This is a genomic window from Nonomuraea sp. NPDC049309 (assembly GCF_043196965.1).
In the GTDB taxonomy this organism is placed as follows: Bacteria; Actinomycetota; Actinomycetes; order Streptosporangiales; family Streptosporangiaceae; genus Nonomuraea; species Nonomuraea fastidiosa.
In genome coordinates this window covers 860,696-878,656 of the sequence record NZ_JBICSH010000001.1, presented here as the reverse complement: position 1 = coordinate 878,656, position 17,961 = coordinate 860,696, and the positions used below count along the sequence as shown (strand labels likewise).

Sequence of the window (17,961 nt, the reverse complement as noted above, 5' to 3'; positions counted from 1 at the left end):
GCGGAGTCGGGCGGGATCAGGAGGAACGGGTGCGGGGTCAGGCGTAGTGGCGGTAGATGGCGCGGGCGACGCAGGCGGGCCGGTCCGAGCCCTCGATCTCCACGGTGAAGTCGAGGTGCATCTGCACGCCGTCGCCGGGCACGTCCTCGACGGAGGCGACGACCCCGCCGAGCCGCACCCGCGCGCCGACCTTGACCGGGGCGGGGAAGCGGACCCGGTCCAGGCCGTAGTTGATGCTCATCTTGACGCCCTGGATCTCCAGCAGCTCCCCGAAGAGCGGGATGAGCAGCGCCAGCGTCAGGTAACCGTGCGCGATCGTGCCGCCGAACGGCCCCTCGGCGGCCCTGACCGGATCGACGTGGATCCACTGGTGGTCGTTCGTGGCGTCGGCGAAGGTGTTGACGCGGTCCTGGGTGATCTCCAGCCAGCCGGTGTGGCCGAGGTCCTTGCCGGCCAGGGCCTTGATCTCCGACAGTCCGTGCGCGGTGATGGTCATCAGGCGTTCTCCTTCAGGCCGAGCAGGCGGGCGGCGTTCTCTTTGAGGATCTTGGGGCGGACCTCGGGCTTGATGTCGAGCTTGTCGAAGTCGCTCAGCCAGCGGTCCGGGGTGATCACGGGGTGGTCGGAGCCGAAGAGCACCTTGTCCTTCAGCAGCGAGTTGGCGTACCTCACCAGCTGCGGCGGGAAGTACTTGGGCGACCAGCCGGACAGGTCGATGTAGACGTACGGCTTGTGCACGGCCACCGCCAGGGCCTCGTCCTGCCAGGGGAAGGACGGGTGGGCGAGGATGATGCGCAGCTCGGGGAAGTCCACGGCCACGTCGTCGATCAGCATCGGGTCGCCGTACTTGAGCCGGATGCCGCCACCGCCGGGCACACCCGCGCCGATGCCGGTCTGCCCGGTGTGGAACACGGCGGGCACGCCCAGCTCCTCGATGGCCTCGTACAGCGGGTACGCCATGGGGTCGTTGGGCGCGAAGCCCTGGATGCTGGGGTGGAACTTGAAGCCGCGCACGCCGTGCTCCTCGACCAGCCGCCGCGCCTCGCGCACCCCCGCCTTGCCCTTCCAGGGATCGACGCTGGCGAACGGGATCAGCACGTCGGCGTGCTCGGCGCAGCTCTCGGCGACCTCCTCGTTGGAGATGCGCGGGTGGCCGGTGGCGTGCTCGGCGTCCACGGTGAAGACGACGGCGGCCATCTTGCGCTCGCGGTAGTACGCGGCCGTCTCCGCGATGGTCGGCTGCCGGTGGCCGTGGGCCTTGAAGTACTCCTCGGAGGCGCCGAACAGCTCGGGGCTGAGCGAGCGGTGGCCGTCCTTGGAGATCTCGGCGTGGGTGTGGACGTCGATCGCGACGAGGTCCGCGACGTCGATCGCCATGTCAGGCCCCCTGACCGGCGGGCGCCTTGGGCGCGGGGATGCCGTACGTCTCGGGCTCGGCCCCGACCCCCGACTGCCAGGACTCGGCGATGGCGTCGGCCGTCCAGCCGCCGTCGCGGAAGGCGACGGCCTTCTCGGCGGGGTGCGACCAGAGCGCGAGGCGGTCGCCGCCGATGCCGATCGCCTGGCCGGTGATCCCGGCGGAGGCATCGGAGGCGAGGAAGACGATCAGGCCCGCGACGTCCTCGACGGTGCCCATGCCCTCGTCCTTGCGCAGCCACTCGGGGAACGGCTTGCCGGTGCGCTCAGCCTCCTCGATGACCGGGGCGAACGCCGGGATCGTCTTGGTCATCTCGGTCGCCGCGACCGGCACGACCGCGTTGACCGTGATGTTCGCCCTGGCGAGCTCCATCGCCCAGGTCCTGGCCATGGCGACGATGCCGGCCTTGGCGGCGGCGTAGTTGGTCTGGCCGAAGTTGCCGCGCTGGCCGGCGGGGGAGGAGATGAGGATCAGCCGCCCGCCCCCGCCCTGCTCGCGCATCTTGACCGCGGCGGCCCGCGCACAGGTGAACGTGCCGCGCAGGTGCACGTCGATCACCGCGTCGAAGTCGTCGTCCGACATCTTCCACAGCACCCGGTCGCGCAGGATGCCGGCGTTGGTCACCATCACATCCAGCCGCCCGAACTCGCCGGTCGCGGCCTCGACCAGCCGCTCGGCGGTCTCGGACGAGCCCACGGGGGCGGCGACGGCGTGCGCCCTGCCGCCTCGGTCCGCGATGCCCGCGGCGACCCCGGACGCCGCCTCGGCGTCCACATCGTTGACGATCACCGCCGCTCCGGCCGCGGCGAGCGCCTCGGCGTACGCGCGGCCGAGCCCGCGGCCCGCACCGGTGACAACGGCGACCTTGCCGGAAAGATCCATGGGATTCCCCCTGAGGTGGTAAGGCGGACGGATGCGAATATATGTCACTCTTCTGACGGGCGTCAAAGATTTGCCCAACGTTAGGGGTCTGCCTAGGCTCGTCCTGTGACGAGGACCGAGGACAACGACACCGGCAACGACACGGGCAACGACACCCGGCAGGCGGCCTCGGCCGCGCGGCCGCAGTCCCTGCTGCTCAGCTTCCTGGGGATCTACGTCCTGGGCCGTGGCACGGCGGTCTACTCCGGGAGCTTCATCGAGGTGTTCGCCCGCCTCGGCGTCTCCGAGGAGGCCGTCAGGTCCACGCTCGCCCGCATGGCCAAGCGCAACCTGCTGGAGCGCCACCGGCGCGGGCGCAAGACGTACTTCGGGCTGACCGGACGCGCGGAGGAGGTGCTGGAGGACGGCCGCCGCCGCGTCTGGGAGACCGGCGCGGTCAACCGCGAGTGGGACGGCACGTGGACGCTCGTCGGCTTCTCCCTGCCCGACAGCCTCCGCCCCACCCGCCACGACCTGCGCTCCCAGCTCATCTGGGCCGGCTTCGGCCTGCTGCAGAACGGCCTGTGGGCCGCCCCGGGCACCAAGGACGTCGGCGGCATCCTCGCCTCGCTCGAAGACTCGCTCGAAGGCGGCGGCCTGCGGGTGACCGACCACGTCACGGTGCTGCAGGCCAGGGCGCTCGCGCCCACCGAGTCGGCCGACATCGTCCGCAAGGCGTTCGACATCGAGGAGATCGCCGCCCGCTACCGCGCCTTCCTGGAGCGCTGGGACACCGAGCGGCCGCTGCCGGAGGCCGCCGACGACCTCGCCCGCCAGCTCCTGCTGCACACCGACTGGCTGCAGCTCATCCGGCAGGACCCGCACCTGCCCGCCGAGCACCTGCCGCCCGACTGGCCGGCGATCCGCGCCGAGCAGGTCTTCCACCGCCTCGCCCGCCTCTACGAGCCGCCGGCGGCGAAGCTCGCGTCGGAGATCGTCGAGACGGCCGACGCCCGCGACGAGCCCGCCCGCGGCAGCACCACGGTCTCCAGCCACTGAGCGACGCGATCGGCCACGTCGCCGCCGAACGTGCGGGTGTCGACGTTGTCGGCGTGCACCTCGATCACCGGGAAACCGGCCGACTCCAGCGCCCTCGCGGTGAAATAGCTGCCCCGCGGGTCGTCGGAGACCAGGTGGACCACGCCGTCGATGCCGTGCAGGCGGGCCTCCTTGACGTACCACTCGCTCGACCACGGCGGCGTGTAGAGCTGGTCGCCGAACGCGGCGAAGCGCGCCGCCAGCGCCCGCATCGGGTCGTCGCCGTAGCGGATGTAGCCGTCGGCGGCGATCGCGAGGTACATCGACCAGACGAAGACCGCGCCGTACTCCTCCTGGAAGCGCTGGTAGAAGCCCATGTCGTACCAGAGACCCCGGCCGATCCACATCAGCCTGGCCCGCTCATCGCGGCAGACGCCCACGCCCGCCTCCACCCGCTCGCGCACCTCCTCGTAGAAGCTCCGCGCGAGGTCGCGGGCCCACTCGGTGCCGCGGTGCCACTGCGGCAGCATGACGCTGGGGATGCTGTCCACGACGCTCAACGGCGCGGGGCGGGCGCGGGCGATGAGGTCGCGCGCCTTCCTGTTCCACTCCTCCTGCTCGTTGACCAGCGCCATCACCTCGCGGAAGCGGGACTCCTCGAACCGCCGGCCGGTGGTGGTCTCCAGGAACCTGACGAGGTTCTCCAGCTCGGCGGTGAGCAGGTCGAGCCGGGCCGATCCGACGGCCTCCTCCCACCGGTGCGGCATCAGCTCCCACCAGTTGACCGGGACCTCGTTCTCCGCCGCGCTCTCCAAGGGGAAGAACGTGACGCCGGGCTCGTGCCCCCAGATGTCGAAGATCTTGCGGGTGACGTCGCCGGTGGCCTCGCCGACGATGATGTCCGGCTTCGGCAGGCCGCCCCACGGGCCCTCATCGGGCTCGGGGTCGAACGCGGAGCCGAGCGTGACCGCGTTGTACTGCTCGGAGTAGTCGGGGTAGCCGCGCTGCCGCACCAGGTCGAGGTAGTGCCCCGAGCGCTGCTTGGCGGTCACCAGGGAGGCCCACCACTGGCCCACCACGTACGGGATGTCCATCGTGCGGAAGATCTCGTGCGGGACGTCCGCGTTGAGCAGGGCGAACGGCTCGCCCGCGGCGACCCTGCGGCGCAGCTCGGCGAACCATTCGCGCTGATGCCTGCCCGCCTCCGCCGCCGTGGCGAGCGACTTCACGCTGCGCGAGCTCGCTGGGGGCTTCACTGGGGGCATGGCAGCTCCTTCCGCAGGGCGGTCAGGTCGGCGCGCCCGTACTCCTGGCGTTCGAGCAGCACGGCGGGGATGTTCAGGGCCGCGCGCTGGGCGGGGAAGTCCCAGGCGGGGGCCTCGTCGGACGCGCGGCAGTAGGAGACGAACAGCTCGGCGCGGCAGCGCCGGACGGCCACCGCCGCGTACGCGGCCCGCGCGCCCGGCGTGGACCGGTGCGCGGTCAGTATGTTGCGGTGGTAGTGCTCGGCCAGCGCGTCGAGGCTCGCCGCGCCGACGGGACCCGTCACGGCGAGCTCGCCGAACGAGTGGTCCTCGCCCACGATGACGTCGCCCTCGGCCTCGATGGCCTCGTACACGTGCGGGGTGTCGTGGTCGCTGCCGCTGAGGAAGACCCGCCGCCCGCGATGCTCGCCGAGCCGGTCCGCCTCCTCCAGCAGCCGGCGCAGCAGCGCGACGTGCTCCTCCACCGGCAGGGCGGCGTTGGCCACCGCGAGGAACTGGCGGCCGGTGAGCCGGGCGGGCACGGCCCTGCGCAGCTCGGCGACGGCGGCCAGCAGCCGGCGGCGCTCGTCGTGCGCCGCCACCGCCGCCGCGAGGTCGAGGGGGCGGCCCGCCCACGCTTCGAGCCGGGCCGCGAACTCGCCGATCCTGCGCCGGTTGTAGCGGGCGGTCGTGCGGTGCGGCAGGTGCAGCAGGTCCACCAGGTACGCCTCGGGCAGCCCCCGTTCCGGCTCCACGCGGCGCAGCTCGCGCAGCGCGTAGAACAGCCGCAGCGACGCCTCGGAGCCGTGCGAGACCACCACCTTGTCCAGGTCGCCGAACGCCCCTTCGAGCAGCCGGGTGAGCACCGAGCGGGCCGCCGGGTCCACCCCGCGTCCCAGGTAGCGGTCGCCGGGCGCGGAGCCGGACTCCGGGTCGCCCGTCAGCCGCACCGCGCGCATCCCGGCGGCGGTCAGCAGCTCGACCGGCACGTCCGCCCCGACGTATCCGACCACCGGGCCGTCCTGGGCGGGCCGGTCGTGCTGCGCGGCCGGGCCGCTCCCCGCGGGCGGGCCGTCCTTGCGGGGCGGCGGGGCGCCGCGCCGGGCGTAGGCCTCCTCGAGCGCGGCCAGTGCGGTGACCACGTCAGATCACCCCTTCCTCGGCCAGCGCCTTCAGCTCCTCGGGGGAGTAGCCGAGCAGCCCGCCGTAGATCTCGTCGTTGTGCTCGCCGAGCGCGGGCGCCGGCCGGTCGAGCGCCGTCTCCGCGTCGGAGAAGCGGATCGGCACGCCGGTGCCGTACAGGTCGCCGGTCTCGCCGTGGCGCGGGTGCGCGAGCGGCACGACCTCCTCGCGCTCCAGCACGAGCGGGTCGCGTACGGCGTCGCCCGGCTCGCGCACCTCGGCGGCGGGCACGCCGTGCCGCGTCAGCAGGCCGAGCACCTCGGCGAGCGGCCGGTCCGCCGCCCACGCGCGCACCAGCTCGTGCAGCTCGGCGGCGTTGGTCACGCGCGCGTCGCGGGAGGCGAAGCGCGGGTCGGCGGCCAGGTCGTCGCGGCCCATCGCGGTGAACAGGCCGCGCGCGAAGGCGTCGGTGGGGCCGCACAGCGCGAACCAGCCGTCGGCGGCCGGGAACGTTCCGAACGGCGCCAGCCTGGGCACGGTCGCGCCCGTGCGCATGGGCAGGCCCAGCTTCTCGTAGGCGTCGAACGGCTCGCACGCCACCAGCGAGGTGAGCGCGCCCAGCATGGACACGTCCACGTGCTGTCCCTTGCCGGTTGCGTCGGCCTGCAGCACCGCCGCGAGCGTGCCGATCACCGCGTACAGCGGCGCGACCAGGTCGCCCACCGGCAGCCCGAAGCGGACCGGCGGCTCGCCGGGCGCGCCCGCGGTCATCATGACGCCGCTCAGCGCCTGGATGATGGTGTCCATCGCCTTGCCGGAGCCGGGACCGCCCTGGCCGCCGAAGCCGCTGATCGAGGTGCACACGATGCGCGGGTTGATCGAGCTCGCCCAGGCGTGGTCGATGCCGAGCCGCGCCGTCACCCCCGCGCTGTAGTTGTCGATCATGATGTCGGCGACCCTGACCAGGCCGGCCAGCAGGTCGCGGGCCTTGGGGTGCTTGAGGTTCAGCGTGACGCTCTGCTTGTTGCGGCCCCGCAGCAGCATCGACACCGACATGTCGTCCTCGTCGCGCCGGGCCAGCGACAGGCCGTCCACGCCGAGGTACGGGGCGTTGTTGCGGGAGGTGTCGCCGCCGGTCAGCGGGTTCTCCACCTTGATCACGCGGGCGCCGAGCCCGGCGAGCAGCAGGGTCGCGTACGGTCCCGACAGCGCGGTGGTCAGGTCGATCACCGTACGGCCGGCCAGCGGACGCTCAGCCACGCAGCACCACCTCGTCGCCGTCCCAGCGGAACTCCGTCTCCAGGCCCACCTGCCGTGTGATGCGTTCGATGTAGGCGGCCACCTCGCGGCCTTGCTCGCCGTCGCCGAGCGGCACCGGCCGTCCCGCGCCGTCGATCCAGCAGGGCAGCAGGCCCGCCGAGACCAGGCCGTCCCGGTCGAAGCGGCACAGCGCGATCGCGGTGTTGCGGCTCTCCGGATGGAACGGGTAGTACGGCATGTCCGGGTCGGGGGCGAAGCCGTACAGCTCGACCCGGCGGCGCGCCCACGCGGCCCGCTCGCCTTCGTCGCCCGCCGCGGGCGTCAGCGCCCGGGTGACCGTGACGAAGTTGCCGAGCCCGTGGTAGATCGGCCGGTCGCGGTAGATCTCGACGCCGCGCATGATGTGGGCGTGGTGGGCGAACACCGCGTGCGCGCCGGCGTCGATCGCGGCGTGCGCGACGGGCCGCTCGTACATCGCGAGCACGGCCGGCGTGTGGCCGACGCCCTTGTGCAGCGACACCAGCACCACGTCCGCCTCGGCGGCCAGCGCCTTGACGTCCGCCGCCATCTGCTCCAGGGACTCGGGGGCGGCGAAGGTGTAGACGGTCGGCGGGCCGCCGGGGCTGGCGTGGTCCAGCTCGTAGTGGGTGAGCACCTTGATGTACGCGCAGCCCGGCTTGCGGCTGGTCGCCCACGACTCGCGAGGCCCGACGCAGTTGTAGCTGAGCACGCCGACGCGCAGCCCGTCGCGGGTCACCACGGCGGGGCGGCGGGCCTCGGCGAGGCTCATGCCGGCGCCGGCGGTGACCATCCCGGCCTCGGTGGCGTACGCGATGGTGTCGGCCACGCCCTGGTCGCCGGCGTCGTAGACGTGGTTGCCCGCGAGCGTCACCACGTCGAAGCCGGCCTCGGCGACGGCGCGCAGCGCGGCGGGGTCGGCGGGCGGTGCGGGCACGTCGGTGCTGACCTGGGCGGCGGAGGTGCTGTGCGGCACCTCGACGTGGCCGATCACCACGTCGCCGCGGCCCAGCGTCTCCCGGGCGGGGTCGAAGAAGGACGCGGGATCGGGCTCGTCGACGATCAGATCGCCGACGGCCATCACCGTGAGGCTCAAGACGTGCTCTCCTCCTCAAGCACAGGTTCGGAAGGGGCCTGCTCCGCGCGTCCGGTGAAGCGCGTCAGGAAGGCCCGCAGGCGGGGCGAGGCGGGGGAGTCGAAGATCTCCTCGGGCGTGCCGGTCGCGGCCACGCGGCCCTGCTCCATGAAGACGCAGCGGTCGGCCACCTCGCGGGCGAAGCTCATCTCGTGCGTGACGATGATCATGGTCATGCCGCCGCGCGCCAGGTCGCGCACCACGCTCAGCACCTCGTCGACCAGCTCGGGGTCCAGGGCGCTGGTGGGCTCGTCGAACAGCATGATCCGCGGGTCGGTCGCGAGGGCCCTGGCGATGGCGACGCGCTGCTGCTGGCCGCCGGAGAGCATGCGGGGATGGGCGTCCGCCTTGTCCGCCAGCCCCACCCGGTCCAGCAGCCGCAGCGCCTGGGCGCGCGCCCGGTCCGGGTCGCGGCCGTGCACCGACACCTGCGCCTCGACGACGTTGCGCAGCACGCTCCAGTGCGGGAACAGGTTGAACTGCTGGAAGACCATGCCCATGCGGCTGCGCTGCGCGGCCACCTTGCGGTCCGGCAGCGGGCGCAGGTGGCCCCGGTGCATCTCGTAGCCGAGCAGCTCGCCGTCGAGGTACATCGAGCCGCCGTCGATGCTCTCCAGCTGGTGGACGCAGCGCACCAGCGTGGACTTGCCCGACCCGGACGGGCCGATGACGGTGACGACCTCGCCCTCGTGCACGTCGAGGCTCACCCCGTCGAGCGCCGTGTGGCCGCCGAACCGCTTGCGCACGTCGCAGACGCGCAGCACCGGCGTCTCACTCACCGCTGCCCCTTCCCGAAGTGCCGCTCCAGGCGGCGCTGGCCGAGCGAGAGCACGGTGACCACCGCGAGATACCAGGCGCAGGCGACGATCAGCAGCGGGACGATCTCGTACGTCCTGTTGTAGATCACCTGCACCGAGTAGAGCAGGTCGGCCATCGCGATCACGCTGACCAGCGAGGTGCCTTTGAGCAGGCTGATGAACTGGCTGCCGGTCGGCGGCACGATCACCCGCATCGCCTGCGGGAGCACCACCTTGACGAAGCCCTGAGCGGCGGTGAAGCCCATGGCGCGGGCCGCGTCGCGCTGCCCGGAGTCCACCGCGAGGATGCCCGCCCTGACGATCTCGGCCATGTACGCCGCCTCGTGCAGAGTGAGCCCGATGATGGCGGCGGTCAGCGAGCTGATCACGGTGTTGGTCGGCCACGAGACGAACGTCGGCCCGAACGGCACGCCCAGCGAGATGCGCGGCAGCAGGTAGCCGAGGTTGAACCAGAAGATCAGCTGCACCAGGGGCGGGATGCCGCGGAAGACCGCGATGTAGATCCCGCACGCCCACGACACCGGTTTGAAGCCGCTCAGCCGGCCGGCCGCGAGCAGCACGCCGAGCAGGCTGCCCAGCACCATGCCGATGACCGTGAGCAGCAGCGACATGCCGAGGCCGCGCAGGATGTTGGCGTCGAACAGGTAGCGGGCGACCACCGGCCACTCGAAGCGCGGGTTGGTGACGAGGAACCAGGCGAACTGCGCGGCCAGGACGGCCAGCACGGCTCCGGCCACCCACCGCAGGGGGCGGATGCGCGGCCGGGCGGTGGCGACGTCCACGGGCCGGGCGGCGGCTTGCGGGGCGACGCTCATTGCCCGGCCGCCGTGTTCATCGCGGGCTCCTTCACGGCGACGTTCTGCAGCCCGTACTTGTCCATGATCCGCTTGTACTCGCCGTTCTTGAAGATCTCCTTGAACGCGTCGAACATGACCGGCCCGAGGCCGCTGGACTTGGGCACGAGGAGCGCCAGCTGGTCGACGCCGGCGCCCTGCTCGTCGGTCTGGGTGACGTAGGTGAAGGCGTCCTTCTCCTTGTTCAGCACGTCGAGCGCGGCACTCTCGGTCATGCCCGCCGCGTCGGCGCGGCCGGACTTGGCGGCGAGGATCGTGCCGTTGGTGTCGGCGAAGCCGATGAAGTCGAGCTTGGGCTTGCCCTGCTTGGCGCACCAGTCGGTCAGGCGCTTGGCCTGGTCCTCCACGATGCTGCCCGCCGTGCCTGCGACGCGCTTGCCGCACAGGTCGTCCGAGCTCTTGATGGCCGCGGAGCCGGACTTGGGGATCAGGTAGGAGGTCCTGGTGACCATCCAGACGATCGCGTCGAACTGCTTCTCGCGTTCGGCGGTGTCCTTGACCGGGCCGTTGAAGGCGTCGTACCGGGAGGCGAGCATGCCGGACAGCGCCGCGGGCAGGCCGCTCACGATGGTGATCTCGGTGCGCACGCCCAGCACCTTGCCGAGGGCGTCCTGCAGCTCCTTGTCGATGCCGGTGACCGTCTTGCCGTCGTCGGCGACGATCCGGTACGGCGGATGGGAATCACCGGCGAACCGGATGACGCCCGCCTCCTTGATGGCATCGGGCAAAGCGTCGTACAGAGCCGTCGCACCGGCCGGCCGCTGCGCCGCACCGCCGTCTCCGCCGCACGCCGCGACGGAGGCGAGAGCCACCGCCGCCGCTCCCGCGAGCATGGTCCTGGACAGTCTCATGGGGGGTCCTTCCGCGACCAGCTAATGATGCACTTGGATGTGCGGTCGTTGAGGCAAGTGTCACACGTTGAGGTGCACAGCTGTCAAGGGCCCGTTGTGCGGCGGAGAGGGAGGGGCGGCGGATCAGGTGGGGGTGAGGATGGAGCCCGTCCGGTGGTGGGAGACCAGCTCGGCCAGCGCGGGGTCGAACTCGGCGACGATCTGGCGGACGCGGAACTCGGCGAGCGGCCCGAGGGTGTCGTAGATCTCCACGAACAGGTCGCGGGCGGCCGCGCGCGGCCAGTCCGCGGGCAGCAGCTCGGCGGGCAGGTCGGGGTCGTGGCTGGGGAAGGTGCGCCAGGTGTCCATGAGCCCCGAGCGCGCGACCAGCGCCTCCGACGCGCCGACCGTGCCCCGGCGCACGCGGTCGAGCAGCTGCTCGTAGCGGGCGATGAAGTCGTCGTACGCGCGCCGCAGCGCCTCGAAGTCCCACGCCTCCTGCGGGGCGCGCATGCCGGGCAGGTCGAGCGCCTCGGCGCGGAACACCGTCGCCATCGGAATCTCCAGCTCGGCCAGCACCGCCGCGGCGCCGTCGGCGTCCGCCCTGGGCGAGACCCACAGCCCGTCGTAGAGCGGGGCGAAGCCGAGCCAGCGCAGCCGCGCGCGCAGCGCATGGCGCAGGTCGCGCTGCTCCTCGGAGATGGAGAACGCGGCCATCACCCACCGGCCGTCCCAGGGGCCCTGCTCCAGGCCGAAGGACATGATGCGCCGGCGGCCCTCCTGCAGCACGGCGGCGGCCTGGTCGGTCAGCCGGTAATAGGTGCGCCGTCCCGACTTGGACGACACCAGCAGATCGCGCTTGGTCAGGCGGCTCAGCGCGGCCCTGGCGGCCACCGCGGACACGCCGAACTCCTCGGCCAGCCGCACCAGGGCCGCCGACGGCAGCTGCTCCGGCCGGCTGATCCAGTAGTCCCCGAGCAGCGTCGTGATCAGGTGCTGCGGGGGTGTGCCCACCTGGAAGCGCGGAAAGTCGATGCCTACTGCCTCAGACAGCTTCCGATCATTCACATCCTGAGTATATTGACAACGTTTGAAAGTGCGGTCGTTATCAACGTGTCATGTTTTCCGGCGGCGTGACCGGCCGTTCTCGTCGAGCAGGTCAAGGCGGGCCCGGTCGGTGTCCTCGTCGAAGCTCGTACGGCGGCGGATCGCCGGCGACTCCAGCGTGGCCGCCTGCGCGAACGTGTGATGCGCCGCGAGCCCGGCCAGCTCGGGGTCGAACCCGGCCAGGATCTCGCGGAAGCGCTCCTCGGCCGGCTTGCCGAGCGAGTCGTAGATCTCCACGCAGAGCCTCCTGGCCTCCTCGCGCGGCCACCCCTCCGGCAGCAGCTCGGCCGGCAGGTCGGGGTCGAGCGCGGGGAACACCCGCCAGTCCGTCATGATCGCAGTACGCAGCCGCAGCGCCTCCGCGGGCGGCGGGCTCGACGTTGCGATCCGCTCGGCGATCGGCCGGTGGGTCTCGATGAAGCGGGCGTAGCGCTCGCGCAGCGCGTTCACGTCGAACGCCCGCTCCAGCACCGGATCCAGGTCGCCGCCCGCGACCTCGCGGGCGCGGAACACCGCGGCGCCGCGCACGCCCAGCCTGCCCAGCAGCGCGAGGGCGTCGTCCGCCTGGTCGTGCGGCGACACCCACATCGCGTCGAAGACCATGCCGAAGTGCAGCAGGCGCAGCCCGTCACGCAGCGCGCGGCGCACGTCGCGCTGCTCCTCCGGCACCGAGAACGCGACCACCGTCCACTGCCCGTCCCAGCGCGGGGTGACCGCGCCGAACGTCAGCAGCCTGCGCATGTGCGCCACGATCACGTCGTGCGCCCTCGGAGGAAGCCCGTACGCGGTGGTGCGGCCGCTGCGCGAGCTGGTCAGCAGCCCGCGCGAGGTGACCCGGCGCAGCGCGGCGCGCGCCCCTGCCGGGGTGATGCCGAACTCCTCGAGCAGGCGGACCAGCGCCGCCGACGGGATGTGCTCCTGCCGCCAGAACCAGTAGTCGCCCAGCAGCGTGGTCAGCAGGCGCTGAGGTTCGGCCCCCTGCCGGGCCCTGGGCAGGGCGCCGGGCTCCGGCGACGCGGCCACCTGGCGTCCCCCCATCGTCTGAAGTCCCCGTCGGCTGCGGCTGGCTGAATCCTACGTCTCCGGCGCTCGCTCATCGCGGTGTATGCGGGCGCAGGAACCGGCCGGGATGGTGATCGGTGAACTGTGCGCTCCCCAGGGCGGGGTCGGCGGCGGCCAGGCGCGCGGCCAGCCGGCCGAGCCCGTGGGCGTGGGTGTCCTTCCAGTGGCCGGTGGCGACCCGGTCGCGCAGCGTCTCGACCGCGGCGGCGAGCTCCGCCCCGGTGTAGCGGCAGTGGCCGGGCCTGTCCACGTACGCCTGCCGCAGCAGCGGGGCCTTCCCCGCCCGCTTGACCGCATCGGCGTACGCGCGGGCCTGGGTGACGGTGGGGTAGTTGTCGCCGCGCTCGTGCAGCGTCAGCACCGGCACGCCGAGCCGGCCGCGCGGGGTGAAGTAGTCCTCCATGTACGCCACCGCGTCAGGGTCGGCCGCCACTCTGGGCGCCTTGGCCAGCGCCGTGAGGTCGGCGTCGAGGTCCAGCCCCGCCCGCTCGTAGAGCGCGCGCACCTGCCGCTCGCGCCCCGACTCGCGCAGCTGCCTGCGGTAGTCCACGCCGGTGTTCCAGGAGAAGTTCCCGCCCGCCCGCTGCTCCAGGGGATGGCGCGGGGAGAAGACGGTCGCCAGGAACGCCGCGTACTCCTGGGCCTGCTGCCCCTCCCAGTCGTGCGGGGCGGGCTCCGGGGTGTCCGGCACCGACCAGGTCGAGACCTGCGCGAAGGCCGCCGCGAGCGCGATGCGCGCCCGGCCCTGCGCCGTCTGCTGCGCGGCCTCCAGCACCTCGCGGGCCGCCGCCGTGCTGCGCGCCTCCTCGTCCGCCGAGGCCAGGCGGACCAGCTTGATCGCGTCCTCGCCGGGGGCGAGCAGCGTCTTGAACGCGAACGCCGCGTCCAGCGACTGGTTGAGCATCGCCACCGGCCCGGCGACCGATGCGCAGTACGGCAGCGCGCCGTCGATCAGGTCGGGCCGCAGCTCCGCCAGGCCCGCCGCGATGGCGCCGCCCATCGACGCGCCCCACGCCAGCGTGATCTCCGGCTCGCCCGCGGCCTTCCTGAAGACCGCCAGCGTCTCGGCCGAGGCGCGCAGGCTCTCCTCGACCGCCCAGCCGTCGCCGTACGGGCGGGTGCCGGCCAGCGCGTAGCCGTGGTCCAGCAGCCACGCGCGCGAGGCCGCGTCACCGCCGAGCTCGGCGGGCAGGTGCTCGGGGCCGGCGCCCTGGCCGTAGCCGGGGGTGAACGACAGCACGGTGCCGTTCCAGCCGCGCGGCACCTCGATCGCGTACGTGGCGCCGCTCGGGTGCACGCCCGCGAGGCTGAGCGGGCCGTTTCGCCCGGCCTGCGCGGGTGCGCTCGGAGTGGGCGCGGTCGAGGTGGGGCCGGCTTGAGCGGACGGTGCCTGAGCGGATGCGGCCTGGGCGGATGCGGCCTGGGCGGATGCGGCCTGGGCGGATGCGGGTGGTGCGACGGCGAGCGCCGTGCACACGGCCACGGCGCAGGATGACCGTTTGATCACGATAAGGGGATTGATGTCCGCCTCCAGGGGTGGGAAGCTGCAACGCGAAAGAAAGGCAACACATCGAGGGACGCTCGTCCAGATCGAGTCGTCGATGTTATTCGACACAAATCCTACGGTCGTCACATAAGTGTTGACAATGGTGTGAGGGCTGCTTACTTTGGCCCGACCACCCGCATGTGAGGAGCCTCGATGTTCCGCAAGTCAGCTCTGGGCGCCATCGCGGCGGCTGCCTCGATCGCACTCCTGTCCGCCTGCGGCGCCGGCCCCGGAAGCACCCGCAGCGCGGCCTCCGACGGAGGCCGGCCGGCCGAGCTGGTCTTCGCCGCCATCCCGTCAGAGCAGAGCGACGACCTCGAGGCGTCGTTCGCCCCGATCGTCACCGCGCTCGGCAAGGAGCTCGGCATCCCCGTACGCTTCCAGGCCGTCACGAGCAACGCGGCCGTCGTCGAGGCGCAGGTCGCCAAGCGGGTGGACGTCGCCGTCTACGGAGCGTTCAGCTACTACCTCGCCCGCACCCGCGCCGACGTCGAGCCCGTCGCCGTGCCGGTCGCCGCGCCCGGCGGCGAGCCCGGCGCGTACGCCTACGGCGTGACCCGCGGCGGCGACAGCGGCATCTCCTCGCTCAAGGACGTCGCGGGCAAGGACGTCTGCTTCACCGACCCCGGCTCGACCACCGGCTACCTGCAGCCGCTCGCGTCGCTGCGCGAGGCCGGCGTCGACGTGGACAAGGACGTCAAGACCGTGTTCACCCACGGGCACGACACCGCCGTCGCCTCGCTCCTGGCCGGCGACTGCGACATCGCCTTCGTCGGCGACGTCTTCATCGACCAGCTGCTGCCCGCGCGCGGCCAGCTCAAGCCGGGACAGGTCACCAAGGTGTGGACCTCGCCGCTCATCCCCGGCCCGCCGATCGTGGTGGGGACCTGGCTGCCGCAGGACGTACGCGACAAGATCACTCAAACCGTGACCGGCCTGACCGCCACCGGCGCCGCCTCCGCGGGGCTGTGCAAGGGCAGCGAGATCAAGGGACCGAAGGATTGGGGCGAGCACGCCGGCGCCCCCGCCTGCACCCTCGGCACCTCCACCGCCTGGACGTTCGTCAAGGCCACCGACGCCACCTACCAGCCGATCACCCGCATCTGCGAGGTCACCAAGGCGGAGGTGTGCACCTCCGGTGGCTGAGATCACGAACGGCGAGCCGGTCCTGCGCCTGTCGGACGTCGGCAAGGACTTCGGTGGCGTCACCGTGCTCGACGGCGTCTCCCTGGAAGTCCCGCGCGGCAGCTTCGTCGCCCTGGCGGGGCCGTCAGGAGCCGGCAAATCCACGCTGCTGCGGCTGGTCAACGGCATGCACCTGCCCGACCGCGGCACCGTCAGCACGCTGGGGGAGAACCCGGCCGCCTGCTCCCGCGCCCGGCTGCGCGCCCTGCGGGCCAGGGTCGGCTTCGTCTTCCAGCAGTTCGGCCTCGTCGGGCGGCTGTCGGCGATGGAGAACGTGCTCATGGGCGCCCTCGCCACGCTGCGCCTGCCCCGCTACGGCGTCATGAGCTACCCGCGCGCGCTGCGCGCCCGCGCCGTCGAGCAGCTCGACCGGGTCGGCCTGGCCGACCAGCGCTTCCAGCGCTGCGACACGCTCTCCGGCGGCCAGCAGCAGCGCGTCGCGGTGGCCCGCACGCTGCTGCAGGGCCCCGAGCTGATCCTCGCCGACGAGCCGGTCGCCTCGCTCGACCCGGCGGCCAGCGTGCTCGTGCTCGACACGCTCAAGCGCATCGGCGCCGAGGACGGCATCTCCGTCGTGTGCAGCCTGCACCAGGTCGAGCTGGCGCTGTCCACCGCCGACCGGGTGGTGGCGCTGCGCGGCGGCCGCCTGGTGCTGGACGAGCCCGCCCGCGACCTGACCGCCGCCCGGCTGCACGCGATCTACGACCACGCGGGAGACCGCGATGGTTGACACCGCCTGCGCACCGCCCGCCCTCCGGCCGCGCCGGGTGCACGAGCCCGTGGGGGACCTCGATGGTTGACACCGCCTCCGCCCCTTCCGCCACCGCCACGCAGGATCCCGGCCCGCTCCGGCCGCCCGTGAGCGCCCGCGCCCTCGTCGCGGCCGGGCTGCTCGGCGGGGCCGTGGCCGTCACCTGGCTGGCGTTCTGGTGGATCGGCCTGTCACCGGCCGCGCTCGCCGCCGGGCTCGACGACACCGCCCGGCTGCTCGCCCGCATGTGGCCGCCGACCTTCCCCGCCGCCGGCGACGTCGCGTCCATGATCGCCGAGACGCTGCTCATCGCCGTCGCGGGCACCGGCCTGGCGACGATCGCCTCCGTGCCGCTGGCCTTCACCGCCGCGCGCACGCACCGCGGAAACCCGGTGCTCCGGCAGGCCGCCCGCGCGGTCATCGTGCTGACCAGAGCCGTGCCCACGCTGGCGTTCGCCATCCTGTTCGTCCGCATCTTGGGGCTCGGCCCGGCGGCCGGCGCGCTCGCCGTCGCCGTCCACTCCGTCGGCATGATCGCGAAACTGCTCGCCGACGCCATCGAGGAGACCGACCCCGCCCCCGCCGAGGCGGCCCGCGCGTGCGGCGCCCGCGAGACGCAGGTGGCCGCCGCCACCGTCCTGCCCCGCGTGCTCCCCGCGCTGACCGCGATCGTGCTGTACCGGCTCGACATCAACATCAGGGCCTCCGCCGTGCTCGGCATCGTCGGAGCCGGCGGCATCGGCGTGGCGCTGCAGACCGCGCTCGGCAGCCTCAACTACCACCGCGCCGCCGGGATCATCTGCGTGATCGTCGCCCTCGTGCTGCTGCTCGAGCTGCTGTCGGTGGCGCTGCGCCGCCGCTCCACCGGGCGCGCCACGGGCGCCGCGGCGCTGCCCGCCGGGCGGGCCCCGCACGACGTCGGCTGGGACCGCGCCCGCGTGCTGCGCGTGCTCGGCGCGGCCGCCGCCCTCGCCGTCTTCCTGGCCGCCCTGTGGCAGGTACGCCCCGACCCCGGCCGGCTGTCCTCCGCATGGCCCAACCTGAGCGCCCTGCTCAGTGGCATGTGGCCGCCCGCGTTCACCCTCGACCTGCTCATGGCGGTGCTGGAGAGCCTGCTCATGGCGCTCGGCGCGGCGGCCGCGGGCGCCGCCTGCGGGCTGGTCGCCGCCCTCCTCACCGCCGCGAACACCACCCCGTGGCCGGCACTCGGCGCGGCGCTGCGGGTGCTGCTCGTGGTGGTCAGAGGCGTCCCCGACCTCGTGTACGCGCTGCTGTTCGTCGCCGCGCTCGGGCTCGGGCCGTTCGCGGGCTTCCTCGCCCTGTGGATCTCCTCGACGGCGCTCGCCGCCAAGTTCTTCACCGACTCGCTCGAACAGCTCGACCCGCTGCCCCGCGAAGCGCTGACCTCGGTCGGCGCGAGCCGCCTGCAGGCGTTCACCGCCGGGACCTGGCCGCAGTTCGTGCCCGCGTTCACCGGCAACGGCCTGTTCGTCGCCGACCTCGCGCTGCGCGAGTCGGTCGTGCTCGGCATCGCGGGCGCGGGCGGCGTCGGCTACCTCATGCAGGAGTCGATCGCCACCCTGCGCTACGACACCACCGCCGCGATCGTCATCGCGATCGCCGTCGTCGTGTACGCCATCGAGACGCTCGCCCGCACCGCCCGCCGCCACCTGCTGTGACCGTGACCGGACGAGACCGCGACGAAGGGACCCT

17 protein-coding genes are annotated in these 17,961 nt (G+C 72.9%); 4 read left to right on the top strand and 13 right to left on the bottom strand.

Translation table 11 applies throughout. From position 1 onward, the window contains the following. Nucleotides 1-37: 37 nt before the first annotated feature. From ACGFIM_RS04215 to ACGFIM_RS04205, 3 genes are read right to left on the bottom strand one after another with little or no spacing between them, the layout of a single operon-like run. The gene (locus ACGFIM_RS04215; protein ID WP_364051998.1) at nucleotides 38-496 is read right to left on the bottom strand and encodes a MaoC family dehydratase; all 459 of its coding nucleotides are present in this window, start codon (nucleotides 494-496) and stop codon (nucleotides 38-40) included. Then, on the bottom strand, nucleotides 496-1,377 hold the full coding sequence (locus ACGFIM_RS04210; RefSeq protein WP_393194319.1) for an amidohydrolase family protein: 882 nt from the start codon (nucleotides 1,375-1,377) through the stop codon (nucleotides 496-498). Before ACGFIM_RS04210 ends, ACGFIM_RS04215 begins: the two co-directional genes overlap by 1 nt. A gap of 1 nt (nucleotide 1,378) precedes the next feature. Continuing rightward, entirely contained in the window at nucleotides 1,379-2,299 is a 921-nt protein-coding gene (locus tag ACGFIM_RS04205; RefSeq protein ID WP_393194316.1) for an SDR family oxidoreductase, read from the bottom strand. Nucleotides 2,300-2,404: 105 nt separating this feature from the next. Here ACGFIM_RS04205 and ACGFIM_RS04200 point away from each other — a divergent pair, with 105 nt between their 5' ends. Then, complete coding sequence (locus ACGFIM_RS04200; protein WP_393194313.1) at nucleotides 2,405-3,337, top strand: PaaX family transcriptional regulator C-terminal domain-containing protein; 933 nt, start codon at nucleotides 2,405-2,407, stop codon at nucleotides 3,335-3,337. On the opposite strand, the gene ACGFIM_RS04195 is transcribed toward ACGFIM_RS04200, so the two are convergent. From ACGFIM_RS04195 to ACGFIM_RS04150, 10 genes are all read right to left on the bottom strand, one after another. After that, nucleotides 3,238-4,581 carry a 2-hydroxyacyl-CoA dehydratase gene (locus tag ACGFIM_RS04195; RefSeq protein ID WP_393194310.1) on the bottom strand — a complete coding sequence of 448 codons (1,344 nt, stop codon included), beginning with the start codon at nucleotides 4,579-4,581 and terminating at the stop codon, nucleotides 3,238-3,240. The two genes, ACGFIM_RS04200 and ACGFIM_RS04195, sit on opposite strands and share 100 nt — an antisense overlap. Next, nucleotides 4,569-5,702, bottom strand: coding sequence for a 2-hydroxyacyl-CoA dehydratase (locus ACGFIM_RS04190; protein WP_393194307.1), 1,134 nt, complete (start codon nucleotides 5,700-5,702; stop codon nucleotides 4,569-4,571). The genes ACGFIM_RS04195 and ACGFIM_RS04190 overlap by 13 nt, the downstream gene beginning before the upstream one ends. A gap of 1 nt (nucleotide 5,703) precedes the next feature. Further along, nucleotides 5,704-6,942, bottom strand: coding sequence for a CaiB/BaiF CoA transferase family protein (locus ACGFIM_RS04185; protein ID WP_393194304.1), 1,239 nt, complete (start codon nucleotides 6,940-6,942; stop codon nucleotides 5,704-5,706). Next, a complete protein-coding gene (locus ACGFIM_RS04180; protein WP_393194301.1) occupies nucleotides 6,935-8,056 on the bottom strand; it encodes a CapA family protein in 1,122 nt (373 codons plus the stop codon). The genes ACGFIM_RS04185 and ACGFIM_RS04180 overlap by 8 nt, the downstream gene beginning before the upstream one ends. Further along, nucleotides 8,053-8,874 carry an amino acid ABC transporter ATP-binding protein gene (locus ACGFIM_RS04175; RefSeq protein ID WP_393194298.1) on the bottom strand — a complete coding sequence of 274 codons (822 nt, stop codon included), beginning with the start codon at nucleotides 8,872-8,874 and terminating at the stop codon, nucleotides 8,053-8,055. Before ACGFIM_RS04175 ends, ACGFIM_RS04180 begins: the two co-directional genes overlap by 4 nt. Further along, on the bottom strand, nucleotides 8,871-9,728 hold the full coding sequence (locus ACGFIM_RS04170; protein ID WP_393194295.1) for an amino acid ABC transporter permease: 858 nt from the start codon (nucleotides 9,726-9,728) through the stop codon (nucleotides 8,871-8,873). Before ACGFIM_RS04170 ends, ACGFIM_RS04175 begins: the two co-directional genes overlap by 4 nt. Then, the gene (locus ACGFIM_RS04165; RefSeq protein WP_393194292.1) at nucleotides 9,725-10,618 is read right to left on the bottom strand and encodes a transporter substrate-binding domain-containing protein; all 894 of its coding nucleotides are present in this window, start codon (nucleotides 10,616-10,618) and stop codon (nucleotides 9,725-9,727) included. The genes ACGFIM_RS04170 and ACGFIM_RS04165 overlap by 4 nt, the downstream gene beginning before the upstream one ends. Nucleotides 10,619-10,741: 123 nt before the next feature. After that, nucleotides 10,742-11,665 carry a PaaX family transcriptional regulator C-terminal domain-containing protein gene (locus ACGFIM_RS04160; RefSeq protein WP_393194289.1) on the bottom strand — a complete coding sequence of 308 codons (924 nt, stop codon included), beginning with the start codon at nucleotides 11,663-11,665 and terminating at the stop codon, nucleotides 10,742-10,744. Between the two features lie 48 nt (nucleotides 11,666-11,713). Next, on the bottom strand, nucleotides 11,714-12,742 hold the full coding sequence (locus tag ACGFIM_RS04155) for a PaaX family transcriptional regulator C-terminal domain-containing protein (protein ID WP_393194286.1): 1,029 nt from the start codon (nucleotides 12,740-12,742) through the stop codon (nucleotides 11,714-11,716). A 55-nt stretch (nucleotides 12,743-12,797) separates the two neighbouring features. Further along, nucleotides 12,798-14,273, bottom strand: coding sequence for a hypothetical protein (locus ACGFIM_RS04150; RefSeq protein ID WP_393194283.1), 1,476 nt, complete (start codon nucleotides 14,271-14,273; stop codon nucleotides 12,798-12,800). Nucleotides 14,274-14,465: 192 nt separating this feature from the next. Between ACGFIM_RS04150 and ACGFIM_RS04145 the strand changes: the two genes are divergently transcribed. The 3 genes from ACGFIM_RS04145 (at nucleotide 14,466) to phnE (ending at nucleotide 17,927) form a co-directional block, all read left to right on the top strand. Beyond that, the gene (locus ACGFIM_RS04145) at nucleotides 14,466-15,458 is read left to right on the top strand and encodes a phosphate/phosphite/phosphonate ABC transporter substrate-binding protein (protein ID WP_393194280.1); all 993 of its coding nucleotides are present in this window, start codon (nucleotides 14,466-14,468) and stop codon (nucleotides 15,456-15,458) included. Further along, the gene (locus ACGFIM_RS04140) at nucleotides 15,451-16,227 is read left to right on the top strand and encodes a phosphonate ABC transporter ATP-binding protein (RefSeq protein ID WP_393194277.1); all 777 of its coding nucleotides are present in this window, start codon (nucleotides 15,451-15,453) and stop codon (nucleotides 16,225-16,227) included. The genes ACGFIM_RS04145 and ACGFIM_RS04140 overlap by 8 nt, the downstream gene beginning before the upstream one ends. Nucleotides 16,228-16,289: 62 nt before the next feature. Beyond that, on the top strand, nucleotides 16,290-17,927 hold the full coding sequence (gene phnE, locus ACGFIM_RS04135) for a phosphonate ABC transporter, permease protein PhnE (RefSeq protein WP_393194275.1): 1,638 nt from the start codon (nucleotides 16,290-16,292) through the stop codon (nucleotides 17,925-17,927). The last annotated feature ends 34 nt before the right edge of the window (nucleotides 17,928-17,961 follow it).